The organism is Henriciella marina DSM 19595, assembly GCF_000376805.1.
Taxonomy (GTDB): Bacteria; Pseudomonadota; Alphaproteobacteria; order Caulobacterales; family Hyphomonadaceae; genus Henriciella; species Henriciella marina.
Map to the genome: position 1 here is coordinate 2,697,732 of NZ_AQXT01000002.1, position 15,822 is coordinate 2,713,553.

The 15,822-nt window shown below is 61.7% G+C and carries 19 protein-coding genes; 16 read left to right on the top strand and 3 right to left on the bottom strand.

Annotated elements, in window-relative coordinates:
* Positions 1–116 precede the first annotated feature (116 nt).
* A complete protein-coding gene (locus F550_RS0113485) occupies positions 117–869 on the top strand; it encodes a dienelactone hydrolase family protein (protein WP_018149101.1) in 753 nt (250 codons plus the stop codon).
* 110 nt (positions 870–979) lie between these two features.
* Here the strand turns inward: F550_RS0113485 and F550_RS0113490 are convergent, their stop codons facing one another.
* A complete protein-coding gene (locus F550_RS0113490) occupies positions 980–1,741 on the bottom strand; it encodes an SDR family NAD(P)-dependent oxidoreductase (protein ID WP_018149102.1) in 762 nt (253 codons plus the stop codon).
* A 62-nt stretch (positions 1,742–1,803) separates the two neighbouring features.
* Here F550_RS0113490 and F550_RS17905 point away from each other — a divergent pair, with 62 nt between their 5' ends.
* Both F550_RS17905 and F550_RS17910 read left to right on the top strand, forming a co-directional pair.
* Entirely contained in the window at positions 1,804–2,238 is a 435-nt protein-coding gene (locus F550_RS17905) for a DUF1801 domain-containing protein (protein WP_018149103.1), read from the top strand.
* Between the two features lie 47 nt (positions 2,239–2,285).
* A complete protein-coding gene (locus tag F550_RS17910; RefSeq protein WP_018149104.1) occupies positions 2,286–2,990 on the top strand; it encodes an aspartate/glutamate racemase family protein in 705 nt (234 codons plus the stop codon).
* On the opposite strand, the gene F550_RS0113505 is transcribed toward F550_RS17910, so the two are convergent.
* A complete protein-coding gene (locus F550_RS0113505) occupies positions 2,987–3,973 on the bottom strand; it encodes an acyl-CoA thioester hydrolase/BAAT C-terminal domain-containing protein (protein WP_018149105.1) in 987 nt (328 codons plus the stop codon). The two genes, F550_RS17910 and F550_RS0113505, sit on opposite strands and share 4 nt — an antisense overlap.
* 120 nt (positions 3,974–4,093) lie before the next feature.
* On the opposite strand from F550_RS0113505, the gene F550_RS0113510 reads away from it, so the two are divergent.
* Positions 4,094–4,816, top strand: coding sequence for a hypothetical protein (locus F550_RS0113510; protein WP_018149106.1), 723 nt, complete (start codon positions 4,094–4,096; stop codon positions 4,814–4,816).
* Here F550_RS0113510 and F550_RS17915 read toward each other — a convergent pair.
* Complete coding sequence (locus F550_RS17915) at positions 4,813–5,685, bottom strand: arylamine N-acetyltransferase family protein (RefSeq protein WP_018149107.1); 873 nt, start codon at positions 5,683–5,685, stop codon at positions 4,813–4,815. The genes F550_RS0113510 and F550_RS17915 overlap by 4 nt on opposite strands.
* 64 nt (positions 5,686–5,749) lie before the next feature.
* Here F550_RS17915 and F550_RS0113520 point away from each other — a divergent pair, with 64 nt between their 5' ends.
* From F550_RS0113520 to F550_RS0113570, 12 genes are all read left to right on the top strand, one after another.
* A complete protein-coding gene (locus tag F550_RS0113520) occupies positions 5,750–6,133 on the top strand; it encodes a hypothetical protein (RefSeq protein ID WP_018149108.1) in 384 nt (127 codons plus the stop codon).
* Positions 6,134–6,389: 256 nt separating this feature from the next.
* Positions 6,390–6,971: a hypothetical protein gene (locus F550_RS19225; protein ID WP_156807942.1), complete on the top strand. Its 582-nt coding sequence runs from the start codon at positions 6,390–6,392 to the stop codon at positions 6,969–6,971.
* Positions 6,968–8,908: a phosphomethylpyrimidine synthase ThiC gene (gene thiC / locus F550_RS0113530; protein ID WP_018149110.1), complete on the top strand. Its 1,941-nt coding sequence runs from the start codon at positions 6,968–6,970 to the stop codon at positions 8,906–8,908. The genes F550_RS19225 and thiC overlap by 4 nt, the downstream gene beginning before the upstream one ends.
* A 67-nt stretch (positions 8,909–8,975) precedes the next feature.
* Positions 8,976–9,530 (top strand): DUF6932 family protein, encoded by a 555-nt coding sequence (locus tag F550_RS0113535; protein ID WP_156807943.1) that lies wholly within the window; start codon positions 8,976–8,978, stop codon positions 9,528–9,530.
* A gap of 11 nt (positions 9,531–9,541) precedes the next feature.
* Complete coding sequence (locus F550_RS0113540) at positions 9,542–10,492, top strand: hypothetical protein (RefSeq protein WP_156807944.1); 951 nt, start codon at positions 9,542–9,544, stop codon at positions 10,490–10,492.
* A gap of 222 nt (positions 10,493–10,714) precedes the next feature.
* Complete coding sequence (locus F550_RS19230; protein ID WP_233349063.1) at positions 10,715–10,771, top strand: hypothetical protein; 57 nt, start codon at positions 10,715–10,717, stop codon at positions 10,769–10,771.
* Between the two features lie 709 nt (positions 10,772–11,480).
* On the top strand, positions 11,481–11,921 hold the full coding sequence (locus F550_RS0113545; RefSeq protein ID WP_018149113.1) for a hypothetical protein: 441 nt from the start codon (positions 11,481–11,483) through the stop codon (positions 11,919–11,921).
* 69 nt (positions 11,922–11,990) lie between these two features.
* Entirely contained in the window at positions 11,991–12,215 is a 225-nt protein-coding gene (locus F550_RS0113550; protein WP_018149114.1) for a SlyX family protein, read from the top strand.
* Between the two features lie 344 nt (positions 12,216–12,559).
* Positions 12,560–13,024: a phage tail protein gene (locus F550_RS0113555; RefSeq protein WP_018149115.1), complete on the top strand. Its 465-nt coding sequence runs from the start codon at positions 12,560–12,562 to the stop codon at positions 13,022–13,024.
* Positions 13,025–13,199: 175 nt separating this feature from the next.
* Entirely contained in the window at positions 13,200–13,574 is a 375-nt protein-coding gene (locus tag F550_RS0113560; RefSeq protein WP_018149116.1) for a hypothetical protein, read from the top strand.
* Between the two features lie 201 nt (positions 13,575–13,775).
* Positions 13,776–13,994, top strand: a complete 219-nt coding sequence (locus F550_RS0113565; RefSeq protein WP_026180780.1) for a hypothetical protein — start codon at positions 13,776–13,778, stop codon at positions 13,992–13,994.
* A 124-nt stretch (positions 13,995–14,118) separates the two neighbouring features.
* On the top strand, positions 14,119–15,795 hold the full coding sequence (locus F550_RS0113570; RefSeq protein ID WP_018149118.1) for a formate--tetrahydrofolate ligase: 1,677 nt from the start codon (positions 14,119–14,121) through the stop codon (positions 15,793–15,795).
* Positions 15,796–15,822: the final 27 nt, after the last annotated feature.

Here is a 15,822-nt window from a genome sequence, read left to right on the forward strand (position 1 = left end):
ATGCTGCTGCCCGGCGCGCGAAGGCAAGCGGTATTGCGTCAGCGGCCCTTGTTTGGCGCAGCGCCCGCGCGACCTAATTGACAGATCACACAACCGACGCCCTGAAAGGAAGTCCCATGCGCCTTCTCTCCCTCCTTGCCGCCTCAACCGCCCTCTCGCTCGCTGCCCATGCTGGTGAAACGGTCGATTACACCGTCGATGGCGCGACCTATGAAGGTTACCTCGCAGAGGCAACGCGGGAGTCCAAAGGCCTCGTCATCATCATCCATGACTGGGGCGGCCTCGATGGATATGAGCAGACCCGCGCGGAGATGATCGCCGATGAGGGCTATGACGCCTTTGCCATCGATCTTTATGGCAAGGGCAATCGCCCCGACACGACCGACGCCCGCAAGGAACAGGTTGGCCTGCTTTACAATGACCGTGAGATGATGCGCGCACGTATTCTCGGCGGCATCGCACAGGCCCGCGAAGCGTCCGGCGAAACAGACGTCATCGTCATGGGCTACTGCTTCGGCGGCGGGGCCACGCTGGAGCTCGCCCGCTCAGGCGAGGGTGAGAATATCGCCGGCTACGCGACCTTCCATGGCAGCCTCGATGCCCCCGAAGGCGCAGACTATGCAGCCACGTCGGCCCCCGTCCTCATCATGCATGGCGGCGCAGATACCGGCATTCCAAACGCACTGGCCGCAGAAGCGGCCGACATGATGGAAAAGGCGGGCATCACCTATGAGGTCCAGATCTATTCCGGTGCCCCGCACGCCTGGACCGTCTTCGGCTCGGACCGCTACCAGGAACTCGCCGACACCAAGAGCTGGGATGCCTTCATGGACTTCACCGAGCGCTATCTGGACGGCGATACCGATTAGGCATTGTCGTTCGGCTTTCGGTGCATCCTGTTTGAAGTCTTCAGGAGATGGACCCCGCGAACAAGTCGCGGGGGGACGCCATATATGTGCCTGACTGAAATCCAGCAACGCTAGCCATCAAAGTTCGGCTGGCCGTTCGAGGCCGAGAGCCCACCATCGACCGGCAGGATAACGCCGCTGACAAAACCTGCGTCCGGCCCGGCGAGGAAAGCGATCACGCTCGCCACTTCTTCCGGCTCGGCGGCCCGCTTCATCGGGATGCGGTTCTTCACCATGGCGAGCTTCTCATCATCCTCGCGAATGCCTGCCGACATCTGCGTGCGCGTCACGCTGGGCGCGACCGCATTTACCCGGACGCCATCCTTGCCGAGGTCCAGCGCCATGGCCCGTGTCATATTGCTGACCGCGCCTTTGGACGTGTTGTAGCCGAACATGTGCCAGTCCCCGCCTATGCCGGAGACCGAAGACGTATTGACGATAGAGCCCTTCGACGCCTTCAGGTGCGGCACCGCTTCTGTCACGGTCTTGAAGATGCCGGTGACGTTGATCGACATCATCATTTCGAAATCCTCAAGCGAGAGATCGCCCGGCTCACCGGTTTGCGCCACGCCCGCATTGTTGACGAGGCAGTCGATGCTGCCAAACCGCGATACGGTTTCGGAGATGAGGTGAGCAACGTCATTCGAATTCGAAACGTCGCCGGCAATCACCAGCGTGCGCTCCTCAGGCAGGTCACCGGCCACACCGTCGAGCTTTTCCTTGGTGCGTCCGTTCAGGACAACATTCCAGCCATCGGCTGAAAACCGTCTGGCCGCGGCCTCACCGATACCTGAGCCTGCACCCGTTATAATGACCGTTTTTGCATCACTCATTCGATCTTGCTCCAGTATCTGCTAGAAGAGGCGGCAAGGTCTGAACGGGGAGGGGGCGACCTATGCCTTCATCAATTGCCGCGCCGAAACACGCTTCCGCGCTCGCACAGCTTCCGCCGCAAGTACGCACGGCCTTCGCGGCAGTTCCTCCGGGCGTCTGCGGCGTGTGGCTGCAGCTGCGCGCCATCATACAGGGCGTCGCAGACGAACAAGGCGGCAAAGGCGCTCTCACCGAAAGCCTGAAATGGGGTGAGCCATCCTATTCAATGCCAGGGGGCACGCCCATTCGCCTCGGCTGGAAACCGGCGACGCCCGGCACCGTCAAACTTCTGGTCCATTGCCAGACCAGCCTCGTTGCCGAGTGGCGCGCCCTCTACGCCGACACGCTTCAGTTCGAAGGCACGCGGGCTATCCTGCTCGACATCGCAAGCCCTTTGCCGCGTGAAGCGGTGGCTCACTGCATCGCCATGGCGCTGACCTATAAGCGCAGAAAATAAGGCGCCCGGTCCTTATCACCGCGGGCAGGTCTGCTACACCGTCCGCCATGTCACTTGTCGGTCTCATTGGCGGGGTCAGCCCCGAAGCCACAAAAATCTATTATGAGCTGCTGAACGCGCATGCCCGCACGCGCCATGGCGGCCAGCACTCGGCGCGCTGCGTCTTCTTCATGCTCGATTACGGCGTGATGATCGGCCACTATCATGATGAGAACTGGGAGGCCTTCAAGGCGGAGGTCGTGAAAGGTGCCGAAGCGCTCAAGGCCGCTGGCGCTGAGGCCATCGCGATTACGTCGGGCACCACCCATGTTGCCGCAGATGCCGTCGCCGAGGCGACCGGCCTTCCGGTCATCCATATGCTCGACAGCCTGTCGGAGGCCATGATGGCGTGCGGCGTTGCCAGCCCACTCCTCCTCGGCACGCCATGGGTGATGAGCGGGGATTTCTTCGCCCCTGCGCTCGCCCAGCGTTTTCCCGGCACGCCCATCATTCCGTCAACCGAAGACCGGGACATGGTTGGCCGCCTCATCTTCGAAGAACTCGTCGAAGGTGTGGTGAGGGACGCCTCCCGCGATGAACTGACGGCGATGATCGCTCGCTACGCCGATCAGGGCGCCGACGGCGTCATCCTCGGCTGCACCGAGCTCTGCATGATCCTGTCGGACGGCGATGGCCCGCTGCCGGTGTTCTCGACGACGCACATCCACGCCGAAGCCGTGAATGCGTGGATGACCGGGAAAGGCCGCGCCTAGAGCGTCTCTTTCAGAAACTCGACCGTCTTCGGCCAGTTGTCCTGCTGCGCGGCCCGGTTTGAGCGGCGTGTGCCGCCCCAGTCGAGCGGCTCGTCGGCGGTCTCCGGGTCCAGCGTCTCGGACGGCAGGCCGCCTGCGCCGTGCCCGGCCTCCGGATAGGCAAGCACCGTCACCTCGGGCCCGCCCATCGCCTCGGCCCGCGCACCGATGGCTTCAGCCATCGGACAGCTCGGCCAGAGCGCATCCAACCCGCCGCAGATGAGCAACATCGGTGCCTCGCTCTCCTCGACGGCGATCACCGCCTCTTCATGCTCGCCGACAGCCTTCAGCCCATTGGCATAGAGCGAATAGAGGCCTGTCTCATAGTCGAACGCGCCATAGGGCAGCGCGGGATAGGGCTCGCCATTCAGTGACCAGGAGGCTTCCGGCGCCCGGCCGTCAAAGTCCCAGTTGATGCCGGTCCACGAGACGCTTGAGGGGACGATTGCCACAACTGCCGCGATCTCCGGCCGGCGGCTTGCCGCGATCAGTGCCGCTTCCGCGCCCTTCGATGTGCCGAAGATGCCGATGCGTCCTGCGTCCACTTCTCCGCGCGCCAGCAGCCAGTCGAGGGCGCGGTCGAACCGTTCCAGCGGCACCATTTCAAAGTTCTGCTCTTGCCCCTCGAAGCGGTAGAAAGACATCTGCAGCACGCTGAAGCCTTCCGCGCGCAGCGCTTCTGCATCGCGCGCGACACCCTCGCTCAGTCCGCCTTCGGACCCGCCAAAGATCAGGATGGCCGGGCCGGGCGCGTCGGTGGTTGTGGCGGGATAGAAGTGTGCGATGAGGCCTGGCTCGCGCAGCCCAATGACTTCGTCCGGGATGGCCGCTCGCGCGGCTTGTGCGGCGCTCATCGGCGTCCCGGGCGCGGACTGGCAGGATGACAGGATCAGGGGCAGAGCAAGACAGGCGGCTGCGCCAAGCGGACGGAACGAAAACGGCATGGTGGGGCACTCCATCGGGCGGCATCTACGGTCGTCGCCTCGCACAGCCTGCCTCAGGCGTCCACTTGCACGCGCAAGCAATTGTGGATAGCGCCGTCCCGTCGACAGAGGAGCCCGGCCATGACTGTGCGAGAGACGATCACCATCCCAAGCCAGTTCAACGGCCCGCCCGGCAGCGGCAATGGCGGCTATTCGGCCGGGCTGCTCGCCCAGCATCTGGACGGCCCGCACACGATCCGCCTCAATGCCCCGATCCCGCTGGAAACGCCGCTGACCATCGCGCGCGACGGCGGCAACACGACCCTGCTTGCTGGCGACACGCTGATCATGACAGCACGCCCAGAGGCGCCAGGCATCGAACCGCGCCCCGCCCCGTCCTTCGAGGCCGCGAAAAAGGCCAGCGAGCACCCACGCCCCTTCGGCGCCGGTGAGCTGTCTGTCTGCTTTGTCTGCGGACGTGGCCGTGAGCCGGGCGAGGGCCTGCGCATCTTCTGCGGCCAGCTGGATGATCCGGAAACAGCGGCGACGATCTGGACGCCGCTTGACACGTTTGCCGATGAAGACGGTCTGGTCCGCCCGGAAATCATCTGGAGCGCGCTCGACTGCCCCGGTGGCTTCTCCCTGCCGGATGTCGACCGTGCCCTTCTGGGGGAGATGAACGCGCAGATCCTTGAGCGCCCGCCCGTGGGTGAGCCGCTGATCATCGCCTCATGGCGCACCGGCGGCAAAGGCCGCAAGCACACCGCAGGCACCGCGCTCTACACCAAGGACGGCACCCTCCTCGCCCATGCCGACACGCTCTGGTTCGCCGTAGATACGGCGCAGTTCGAGGCGAATGCCTAAAGCCTGCCGCTCTCATGCGGGAAGAGCTGCTTGTGACGCGCGCAGATTTTCGGCCAGAGCGTCTCAAGCTCTGGCTCCACAAGGCCAAAGACCTCGCTGAGGACGTCTGAGAGCTCGTCCGGCGTGGCCAGAGTGCGCTGCTCACTCCGCCCCGGCATCTGCGTTTCCAGCATGCGCCCGCGCAGGATGTAATAGCTCGTCCCGCGCCGGATCTTGGCGCTCAGCGTCTTGCAGAAGATGCTGTTCGGGTCGGTGATCTGCCATTGATGACGCGCGGCCAGCAGCGCCTCATCGGCCGGTTCGGGCCTGAAGTCATAGCTGAAGCTTGCGCCCGGCCCGCCCTCGAAGAGGCGCCAATAGCCATCATCGGCGCGCGCCAAAGCCATGCGGATCGGTGCATGGTTCGTCACGCCTTCCTCCAGCGGTATGGCGCTGACCTGTGAGCTGCCGAACCCGACATCGACGAGATAGTCGCGCTCCAGCCGCACCAGAAGCGCGAGATGGTTGCCCAGCGCCTCGTCGCCCATGGAGGCGCGCCGCACACCCGCGCCGAGCCGCAAGACCTCAAAGCCGATCTCAGAGAGCGCCCAGCCGAACACGGCATTCATCTCATAGCACCAGCCGCCTTTGCCGCGGGCGACGATCTCCTCATAGGCCGCCTCAAGCGACAGCGAGACTGGCCGCCCCGCATGCACATCGAGGTTCTCAAACGGCACCGCGTTCACATGCGCTGCGTGCAGCGCGTTCAGCGTCTCGAGGTCGGCCCGCACCGGACCATCATGGCCGATGCGTTTGAGATAGGCAGCAAGATCAAGCGTCATCGCGCAGAGATGCAGGAGCGTGGCAAGCCAGGCAAGCCACGCCTTCACGGTGACGCCGATCTAGGTATTGTCCGCTATTTCGCGAAGCGGCCGAAGGGTGCAGGATACGCGCATGACCGAGCACCACATCATCCTGCTTCTTGGCGTCTATCTTGTTGGCGGTGGCTCCACGCTCCTCCTCAATCCAGGCCGGGTGACCACGATTGTCGACAGCATGGATAAGGTGCCCTTCGCGACCTATGTCACGGGGGCAGCCATGGGCGTAGCCGGGGCCGCAATCCTCCTCACCTACCACGACTTTTCGACCTTCGCCCGGGGTCTGGCCACCTTGGTCGGCGGGGGCATCCTGCTGGAAGGCTGGCTCATGATGGCCATGCCCAAGACGCTGATGTCGATGGCGAAGCCCTTCTATCGCGGCGATAGGCTGACGCGCGGCATGGGGTTGGTCATCATCCTTCTTGGCATCCTCACAATCTGGTACGGGCTTTCAGCCTGAACCTCTGCGGGCCGCAGCGCCTTTTGCGCTGCCGGATGTCCTGATCGCCCCCTTTCCGAACGCGCCGCTTTCCTCTACGGTCCCCCAATCCGAGGGGCGCGTCACGGAAAGCGCTGAGATCGGGCTGAAGGTTCAAGTCTGCTCATCCTGAGCGAAGTCGAAGGACGAGCAGACAGCACACCGCACCGCCTGAGCACCCTTAGAACCTGATCCGGCGGGGACTGTCCCCAACCCGGCGTAGGAACGGAGCGCGTGCGTGTCGGTATTCGAAAACCGAAATCTGGACGAGACCTTCTTCTACCGGCTGAAGCCCGGCGAGGAAGTGCTATGGTCCTATGAGAACGCGCGAGCGTCTGGCGGTTATCGTTTTGCGACTTGGGTTGGTCTCGTCGGTATTGTATTATTTACGATACTTATATGGGCAGGCTGGATTCAGGAATTTTCCTTCGAAGCTTTGAAGAGAGTTCTGGGATCGCCCTCGTTTTGGTTTATCGCACCCTTGCTATTCGGACCGGGAGTTACTTGCCTTGTCTGGTTCTTTCTCCGAACAAATCGTTTCGCTTATGCGGTGACGAACCAGCGCGTGTTCGTCATGAACAGCCTGTCGCCCATCTGCCTGAACATTTACACGCCGGATATGCTCAGGGGTCTGGTCTCTTTTGAGAAGCCCACAAAAGGCACGGGCGGAACGGTCGTTCTTGATCAATCTCCGTTCTGGCTTTGGGACCCTTTTCAGCAAAATCCGCCCCGGCTTTCCAACATCCCCGAACCCCACAAGGTCCGCGCTCTTATCGAAGCCCGCGTCCTCAATTCCGTTCCTGAAAGGACCGCAGCATGAACAAGCCCACCAACCAGTCCGCCTTCCAGACCCCGACCGTCACCACCGGTGCGCTGCCTGCCAGCCGCAAGGTTTACACCCACCCGGTGGCCGACCCGTCGCTTAGCGTCCCGCGCCGGATGATCGACCTCCACCCGTCCGCCAATGAAGAGCCAGTGCCGGTCTACGACACGTCGGGCCCATACTCCGACCCGTCGGTCACCATAGACGTCGAGGCAGGCCTTGCCCGCCCGCGCACCGACTGGGTGCTCGAACGCGGCGGCGTCGAGGAATATACTGGCCGCGATGTGCGCCCTGAGGACAATGGCGGCGTCAGCGGCAAGCATCTCGCCCGTGAGTTCCCGACCCGCCATAAGCCGCTCAAGGCGATGGACTTCGACCCGACCGGCACGCTCTCGCCCGATCCGGCGCAGACCAGTGCCGACCGCGAGGCCAACCGCAAGCCCGTTACCCAGTATGAGTTCGCCCGCGCCGGCATCATCACCAAGGAGATGATCTACGTCGCAGAGCGCGAGAATCTCGGCCGCCAGCAAGCGCTCGAAAACGCCGACGCGCAGATCGCGCAGGGCGAGAGCTTCGGCGCCGAAATCCCGTCCTTCGTCACGCCGGAATTTGTCCGCGACGAGATCGCAAAGGGCCGCGCCATCATCCCGGCCAACATCAACCATCCAGAGCTTGAGCCGCAGATCATCGGCCGCAACTTCCTGGTCAAGATCAACGCCAATATCGGCAACTCCGCCGTCACCTCATCTGTCGAGGAAGAAGTCGACAAGATGGTCTGGGCGACCCGCTGGGGCGCCGACAATGTCATGGATCTGTCGACCGGCCGCAACATCCACAACACCCGCGAATGGATCATCCGCAACAGCCCCGTCCCCATCGGCACCGTGCCGATCTATCAGGCGCTGGAAAAGGTCAACGGCGTCGCCGAGGACCTCACATGGGAGGTCTACCGCGACACCCTCATCGAGCAGGCAGAGCAGGGGGTGGACTATTTCACCATCCATGCGGGCGTGCGCCTCGCCTATATCCACCTCACCGCAAAGCGTGTCACCGGCATCGTCTCGCGCGGCGGCTCGATCATGGCGAAATGGATGCTCGCCCACCACACAGAGAGCTTCCTCTACACCCATTTCGATGAGATCTGCGACATCATGCGCGCCTATGATGTCTCCTTCAGCCTCGGCGATGGCCTGCGCCCAGGTTCCATCGCGGACGCCAATGATGCGGCCCAGTTCGCTGAGCTGGAAACCCTCGGCGAGCTCACGAAAATTGCCCATGCAAAAGGCTGCCAAGTGATGATCGAAGGGCCGGGCCACGTCCCGATGCACAAGATCAAGATCAATATGGACAAGCAGCTGCGCGAATGCGGCGAGGCGCCGTTCTACACGCTCGGCCCCCTCACCACAGACATCGCGCCCGGCTATGACCACATCACCTCCGGCATCGGCGCGGCGATGATCGGCTGGTACGGCACGGCCATGCTCTGCTACGTCACCCCGAAAGAACACCTCGGCCTGCCAGACCGCGACGACGTCAAAGTCGGCGTCATCACCTACAAGCTCGCCGCCCACGCCGCAGATCTCGCCAAGGGCCACCCCGCCGCGCAGGTCCGCGACGACGCCCTAAGCCGCGCCCGGTTTGAGTTCCGCTGGGAAGACCAGTTCAACCTCTCCCTGGACCCCGAAACCGCCCGCCAGTACCACGACCAGACCCTCCCCAAAGAAGCCCACAAGGTCGCCCACTTCTGCTCCATGTGCGGCCCGAAATTCTGCTCCATGAAGATCACCGCCGAAGTGCGGGAATACGCTTCGGGCATGACGGATAATGAGAAAGCAGACCTCGAACGCCAGGCGAAAGAGGCCGAAGCTGGCATGGCGCGGAAGTCTGCAGAGTACGAAGCGATGGGGCGGAAGCTTTATGTGGAGCGGGAGTAGTCACCGGTATTGATCTGGCATGAATATGGCATTTCAATCTGAAATGTATGTGCTCGGGAGCTGATTCATGCCGATTCCACACTTTAATCATGAGGGGGTGCTGCCTCCATATGTTGGACCGTCACCCGGCGGCGATCCCTCGTCGATGAGCCCCTACAAGGTCTCCGCAATGGAGGTTGTGCATCACTTCGCGTCGACGCCCAATAGAATAGAAATTTTAAAAGGTTGGATACGGCATCGACAAGAGCTCCGTGCGCTAGGTTTCGATAGGGGGTTCCAATGGCTTGATGGTTCCTTCTTAGAGGATAAGGAACCAGATGACTTGGATATTGCAGGATTTTTGTACGTCAAAGACAGGTACGATGAAGCCGGCTTCCTGCGGTTGATGCGTGACAATCCGAACGTGCTCTCTAGAGCGGAAATTAGAGCGGCATTCCGATTAGATTTTCTGCCGGTAGACTTGGCGGGAACGCCGGAGAGTATAATTGATTTATCACGATACTTTCTTGGTTTGTTCTCTCATCGGAGGGGTGATATTATTTGGAAAGGAATGTTGCAGGTGTCATTGAGTGCGGCTGACAACGATGACGCTGCACTAAACTTTCTTAACCAGATTGGCTGACTAGATTTTCCATGGGTATGCTAGCAAAAATGGAACGTGATCGTACGTTGGCAGACTTAGCCAACGTCGACGAAATGTTGGCTGCGCTTTCAGATAGCGATTTTGTTTCAAGAGCTACTCTTCAGCAGAGACGAGATGAGCTTCTGGATCAGGTGGCTCAGTATGATGACCGGGTCGAGGATGGGACGGCGTCGGCTGCGCTATTTTTCGGCGGTCGCCCGGTAATTGCTGACCGAGGGATCGAAGCAGAATTCGCTGGCGAAATTTCTCGAAGCTTCCAAGACCTGATTGCAAAGTTCGCAGCACAATCTGTAGGGCAGTTAGGTAGGCGCGGGGTCGTGCCCCGAAAAGAAGAGTCCACTCTTCATATCACTAACGTTGTTCGTGGGTCTTTCGGATTTCTTTTCGAGCAAGCAGCGGAACAACGAGAGATGGTGCCGACGCTTCTTTCAGATACTGTTCGTGGTGCTGCAAAACTACTGTCCGCATATTCGTCCGAAGATGACGAAAACTTTGCAGCCCAATTAGAAGAGGTCGACCAGCGTGTATTGGAAGCGGCAGCAGGTTTTTTCGACCTTATTCAAAAGAGCGGGGCAACGTTTAGATTGGTCGCTGGCAATAGCGACAACAGCTACGGATCAGCTGCAATTGAGCGTGCAGTTGAGCGGGCTAAAGAATCGCGAGTTGAGCTAGAAATAAATACCGTAGAGGCCATATTTTTGGGCGGTCTGCCGGAATCTCACAGATTCGAATTGAAACTAGCCGAGAACGAAGAGTTGATGACGGGCCGTATCGACCCAGAGCTATCCTCAAATGATATCCAGCGCTTCAATAGAGATTTCACCAACTCGCAAGTTTTCGCTCAGATTGAAACTAAAAAAATACTGCGCAATGGCGCTGTCGTACGCGAAAGCTACACTTTGAAAAGACTGAATGACGCCGCCGAAGCGGGCCAATTTTAGGAAAGTTTGGATTGCAGCCTTTGTTGTCGGAGGACTGACGTCTTACCGATACTCGGCGCAGCTCACTAGAGCATTCAGACCTGATGAGTTTGCCGGGCCCTGCGATAGAGGTGCGACTAATGCTAAATCATTGCTCCATTGCCCACCCCCACCGCTAATCCGGCCCCATGACCGACAGCGCCCCCGACAGACTCCAACCGCCTCGATGAGCTTGAAATCCGTATTGCCCCTCAGGATGAGACGATTGACGATTTGAACGCGGCCATCACGGCGCAGTGAAAGCTGATCGGGCGGCTGGAGCGCTATCCGTAAGTACCTTCAGGCCAAATGGCAGGTTCTGCCATTTGGCCATAGCCAGCCTGTTTCGATCCTCTTTTTCCAGTCAAGGGTGTAATCCTGCGGACGCGACGCGCCCTTGACTGGAAAAAGAGGATCGGACACGCGCCGCCTTGGCAGTTCGCGTTTTCCCCTCTCCCGATTACGGGAGAGGGGGTAGGGGTGAGGGCACCGAAGTTTGTGTTTGGCGAGGCGTCACGGGTCATTGAAGTGTTCCAGCCCTCATCCCCGGCCCTTCTCCCGCAATCGGGAGAAGGGGGCGCAAACTCGCCGCCCTCTCAATTCATCCGATCATCCCGGACGTGATCCGGGATCCATCTCCCGCCCGCGCCACCAGGTGCAACGTCAGGAGATGGGCACCGTGGTCAAGCCACGGTGAGGCGCCCCGTTTCAACCTTCACGCAGGATGTCCGAAGACCCCTCGTGAAAACTGGGCTCCATGGGGCTTCGTCGGAACCGTCAGCGTGCAGTGATGGATGGCACGATGGATCCCGGCCTCTCATCCTGAGCGAAGTCGAAGGACGAGAGGCCGGGTACCTTTCCGGGTTCACCCAGACGACAGCCCCATACCGCCACCAGGGCCCGCGTGCTTCACCCGCATCGCAATTGCGCCTAAGCTCCCCGTCGGCCAGTCACGCCGCGGGGGACACGCATGACGAATTACGAACTCACCTATCTCTTCTATGAGGCCATCCAGGTCGGTAATGGCACGATGGCGAATTACATGACGCTGGTCTTCGGCATGCTGGTCACCAGCTATCTCGCCGCCCACCGGCTCGACCGCGTGATGATGTGGATCGCGCTCATCATCTATTCCATGTTCGCGCTCGGCTTCTGCAATGAGATCTTCCAGTCCTATAGTGACTTTGCCCGCCTCGGCCTGCTGCTGGCCGAGCGCGGCCAGCTGCCGGACAGTGATCTCGGCTGGTTCGGCCCGGTCGCGGTGGGGGGAGAGCCGATGTATTTCATCCCCAAAATGGTGCTGACCATGACCCTTGCCGCCTATGTCGGCTCCCTAGCGTTCTTCTTCCGCGCGCGAAAGACGAACCTTTCGAGCAATACCGGGCCGGTGACGGCGACGGAGGCAGACTAGCGAAGCGGCGCGGCCCGGCGACAGACAAACCCCTTTGTTTCCCGCAAATGCCCGCTATATCCCGCCCCCATGACCGACAGCGCACCAGACGACTCCACCCGCCTCGATGAGCTTGAAATCCGTATCGCCCATCAGGACCAGACGATTGAGGACCTGAACGCCGCCATCACGGCGCAATGGAAGCTGATCGAGCGGCTGGAGGCCCGTGTCACGCGACTCGGCGAACGGGTGGCCGACAGCGAACAGGCCGCCGGGCAAGCGGACCCCGTGAACAGGCCCCCGCCGCATTATTGACACCCACTCGCGGCCCGGCCGCAGAGAAGCTTGAGCGCGACCCCTTTCCTATTTTCGTCATCCCGGCCGACCGGAGGGAGAGCCGGGACCCAGTTGACGCGAAGCGCAAGACATGGGCTGGGTCCCGGTCTTGCGCTGACGCGCAAACCGGGATGACGGCATTGGGTCGCTGAGACATCACCGCCTGCCGCAGCATTGCGCCCCCTCATCCCGTGCTCCGGCGCATCGCAGTGCGATGCTTCGTCCTTCGCACCTTCTCCCCAAGGAGAAGGGAGAAGGATTTAGCTTGCCGCCTTTTCCCGCCTGCCTAAGCTGCCGTCTTCAGAACCAGAGGGGACACTGCCATGCTGAAAATATCGACAACCGCCGCCGCACTCGCCGCAACTGCGATGACCGCTGCGCCCGCCGCTTATGCCGGGCCGGATGAGTATCTCGGCGAGATCGTCACAATGGCGTCGACATACTGTCCGCGCGGCACGCTGGAGGCGGATGGCCGCATCCTTGCCATCAGTGAGAACAGCGCGCTCTTTTCGCTGCTCGGCACGACCTATGGCGGCGATGGCCGTTCCACATTCGCCCTGCCGGACCTTCGCGGCCGGACCATGATCGGGGCAGGCGACGGGCCGGGCCTCACACCCCGCAGGCAGGGCGCGCGCGGCGGGGCAGAGGCGCTCAAGACTGAAAGCAAACTCGCCGGAGAGGGCGCGGGCCTGCGCAACGAAGTGCCGGAAGGCGCCAGCACCATGCCGCCCTACCTCGCTGTGAAACACTGTGTTGTGGCACAAGGGATTTTCCCCTCGCGCAACTAGGGTTTTCGTCATCCCGGCGGGCCGGGGGAGAGCCGGGACCCAGTTAAAGCGAAGCGCAAGGCATGGGCTGGGTCTCGGTCTTGCACTGACGCACAAACCGGGATGACGCCGTCGAAAACCGACGGACAAAAGAAATCCGTCCGCCCCCGGCGCGTGCCATGCTCTCCTGAAGGCCATGATTACGCGCCAATGGGTCCTCAAGATTCTCAGCCAGCTGCCAGTCTACTGGTGGCCGGTCTTTCTGGTAGAGCTCTATGCGCTGAAGACATGGCTGGAGACCGGCCCGGTCGCGCCAGGCGAAATGCTCGTCTTCGGCGTCACCCCGCAAGGCCGGATCATGCTCGACGGTTATTATCCGGCCGCGCGGGGAAGCGCGGCGAGCCTGACCGCGCACGCGGCCTGCGCGCCGTGGTCCCGCCTCGAAACCGGGGCCTCTGCCGCCCCGTCGCTCGCCGCCGCGCGCGGGGATTCCCAGAACACCGCCCAGACACCGCCAGAACACCGCCGGTGCACCCGCCACACACTCTTGCGGCCCTTCGCGCCCTCCTAGCTGGCTGGGCGCCAGCTGCATCGCAAATTGCGTTTCCGCCGCAGTCCATCCGGGCTTGCGGGCGCCCGTGCTGGCGCGCCTCTGCATGATCGATGCTATCGCGCGGGTGGTCGCTCGATTTGTCGATGCTCAGACACGGCAACCAAATCTCGCGCCGCGCTGTTGTTCTCGGACTCCCATGCAGAAAGCGCAGCATTCCAGATGTTTACCCAGCTCAATCCCCCCATCCCGATGACGGTGACCGACAAGGGGGACGGCTTTGCCATCGGCGTCATTGATTACGGCCAGGAGCATAATCTCATCTGGGTAACGATGATCACCGCGACCGGCGAAATCTGGTGCGCGCCGAACCCGAAAGTGCGCGGCCAGTCGAACTGGACGATGGGACGCGCGCGGCCAAAAATGGAGACACCGCACTAGAGGCACGCATCTGCCCTTTCCCTCGACGAAGCTTCTGATAGGAGAGCAAAAACAGTCACGCGCCTCGCCGCGGCGCCTCTTGCGCCCTAACTGAGGCGCGAGCCGGGGAGGGCCTTGAAAGCGTATGAGCCACAAGAGCGATATCGAGATTGCGCGTGCCGCGAAGAAGCGGCCCATCCAGGACATTGGTGAGAAGCTCGCCATCCCGCCGGGCGACCTCATCCCCTACGGCCATGACAAGGCCAAGGTCTCGCGGGACTTTATCCGCTCTCTTGATGGGCGCCCGGATGGCAAGCTGATCCTCGTCACGGCGATTAATCCGACCCCCGCTGGCGAGGGTAAGACGACCACCACGGTTGGCCTTGGCGATGGTCTGAATGCCATTGGCAGGAAAGCCGCGATCTGCATCCGCGAAGCCTCGCTCGGCCCCTGTTTCGGGATGAAGGGCGGCGCGGCTGGCGGTGGCTATGCGCAAGTTGTGCCGATGGAGGAGATGAACCTTCATTTCACCGGCGACTTTCACGCCATCACGGCGGCGCACAACCTCCTCTCGGCGATGATCGACAACCATATCCACTGGGGAAATGAGCTCGGCATCGATACACGCCGGATCAGCTGGCGCCGCGCGCTCGATGTGAATGATCGGGCGCTTCGCTCGGTCGTGACCTCACTCGGCGGGCCTGGCAATGGCTTTCCGGCAGAGGCGGGTTTTGACATCACGGCTGCCTCCGAAGTCATGGCGATCCTCTGCCTTGCCGAAGACCTCGCAGACCTCGAAAAGCGCCTCGGCAATATCATCGTCGCTTACCGGCGCGACCGCTCACCGGTCTTCTGCCGCGACATCAAGGCGGATCGGCCGATGACGGCACTCCTGCGCGATGCGTTGCAGCCCAATCTTGTCCAGACGCTGGAGAACAATCCGGCCTTCGTCCATGGCGGCCCATTCGCGAATATCGCGCATGGCTGCAATTCGGTCATCGCGACGAAGACGGCGCTGAAGCTCGCTGATTACGTCGTCACCGAGGCGGGCTTTGGCGCAGATCTTGGCGCGGAGAAATTCCTCAACATCAAATGCCGCAAGGCGGGACTGTCGCCGTCTGCCATCGTCGTCGTCGCGACCAGCCGCGCGCTGAAGCTCAATGGCGGCGTGACGCTGGCGGATCTGCCGATTGAGAACCCGGACGCTGTCGTTGAGGGCTGCGCCAATCTCGGCCGCCATATCGACAATATGCGCAAGTTCGGCGTGCCGGTGATTGTCGCCATCAACCATTTCCACGGCGATACAGATGCCGAAATTGATGCGATCCGGGCATACGTTGCGGGCAAAGACGCCGAAGCCGTCGTCTGCACACATTGGGCTGACGGCAGCAAAGGCACGCTCGAGCTCGCTGAGAAAGTCGTCGCCCTCGCTGATTCAGGAGAAGCGAGTTTCGCGCCAATCTACCGCGACGAGCTAGGCTTTATGGACAAGATCGAAACGATCGCCACAGAAATTTACGGTGCAGGCGCCGTCTCCGCCGATCCGTCGGTTCATGCGAGGCTGAAGCGGTGGGAGGCCGATGGCTATGGTCACCTGCCGGTCTGCATGGCGAAGACGCAGAACAGTTTTTCGGCGGATCCTGGACTTCGCGGCGCGCCGAGCGGCTTTGTCCTGCCGGTTCGCGATGTGCGTCTTTCGGCGGGCGCAGGTTTCGTCGTCGCCCTTTGCGGTGAGATCATGACCATGCCCGGCCTGCCGCGCGTGCCGGCTGCGGAATCGATCGGGCTAGATGCGGAAGGCAATATCGAGGGGCTGTCCTGACGGCTGAGGCCGCCTTGACGGATCGGC

Coding starts and splice junctions, on each gene's coding strand:
- F550_RS0113540 (WP_156807944.1), top strand. CDS start 9,542: ATGGGTATGCTAGCAAAAATGGAACGTGATCGTACGTTGGCAGACTTA.
- F550_RS0113555 (WP_018149115.1), top strand. CDS start 12,560: ATGCTGAAAATATCGACAACCGCCGCCGCACTCGCCGCAACTGCGATG.
- thiC (WP_018149110.1), top strand. CDS start 6,968: ATGAACAAGCCCACCAACCAGTCCGCCTTCCAGACCCCGACCGTCACC.
- F550_RS17910 (WP_018149104.1), top strand. CDS start 2,286: ATGTCACTTGTCGGTCTCATTGGCGGGGTCAGCCCCGAAGCCACAAAA.
- F550_RS0113490 (WP_018149102.1), bottom strand. CDS start 1,741: ATGAGTGATGCAAAAACGGTCATTATAACGGGTGCAGGCTCAGGTATC.
- F550_RS0113570 (WP_018149118.1), top strand. CDS start 14,119: ATGAGCCACAAGAGCGATATCGAGATTGCGCGTGCCGCGAAGAAGCGG.
- F550_RS0113520 (WP_018149108.1), top strand. CDS start 5,750: ATGACCGAGCACCACATCATCCTGCTTCTTGGCGTCTATCTTGTTGGC.
- F550_RS0113510 (WP_018149106.1), top strand. CDS start 4,094: ATGACTGTGCGAGAGACGATCACCATCCCAAGCCAGTTCAACGGCCCG.
- F550_RS17905 (WP_018149103.1), top strand. CDS start 1,804: ATGCCTTCATCAATTGCCGCGCCGAAACACGCTTCCGCGCTCGCACAG.
- F550_RS0113550 (WP_018149114.1), top strand. CDS start 11,991: ATGACCGACAGCGCACCAGACGACTCCACCCGCCTCGATGAGCTTGAA.
- F550_RS0113485 (WP_018149101.1), top strand. CDS start 117: ATGCGCCTTCTCTCCCTCCTTGCCGCCTCAACCGCCCTCTCGCTCGCT.
- F550_RS0113560 (WP_018149116.1), top strand. CDS start 13,200: ATGATTACGCGCCAATGGGTCCTCAAGATTCTCAGCCAGCTGCCAGTC.
- F550_RS0113565 (WP_026180780.1), top strand. CDS start 13,776: ATGTTTACCCAGCTCAATCCCCCCATCCCGATGACGGTGACCGACAAG.
- F550_RS0113505 (WP_018149105.1), bottom strand. CDS start 3,973: ATGCCGTTTTCGTTCCGTCCGCTTGGCGCAGCCGCCTGTCTTGCTCTG.
- F550_RS0113545 (WP_018149113.1), top strand. CDS start 11,481: ATGACGAATTACGAACTCACCTATCTCTTCTATGAGGCCATCCAGGTC.
- F550_RS0113535 (WP_156807943.1), top strand. CDS start 8,976: ATGCCGATTCCACACTTTAATCATGAGGGGGTGCTGCCTCCATATGTT.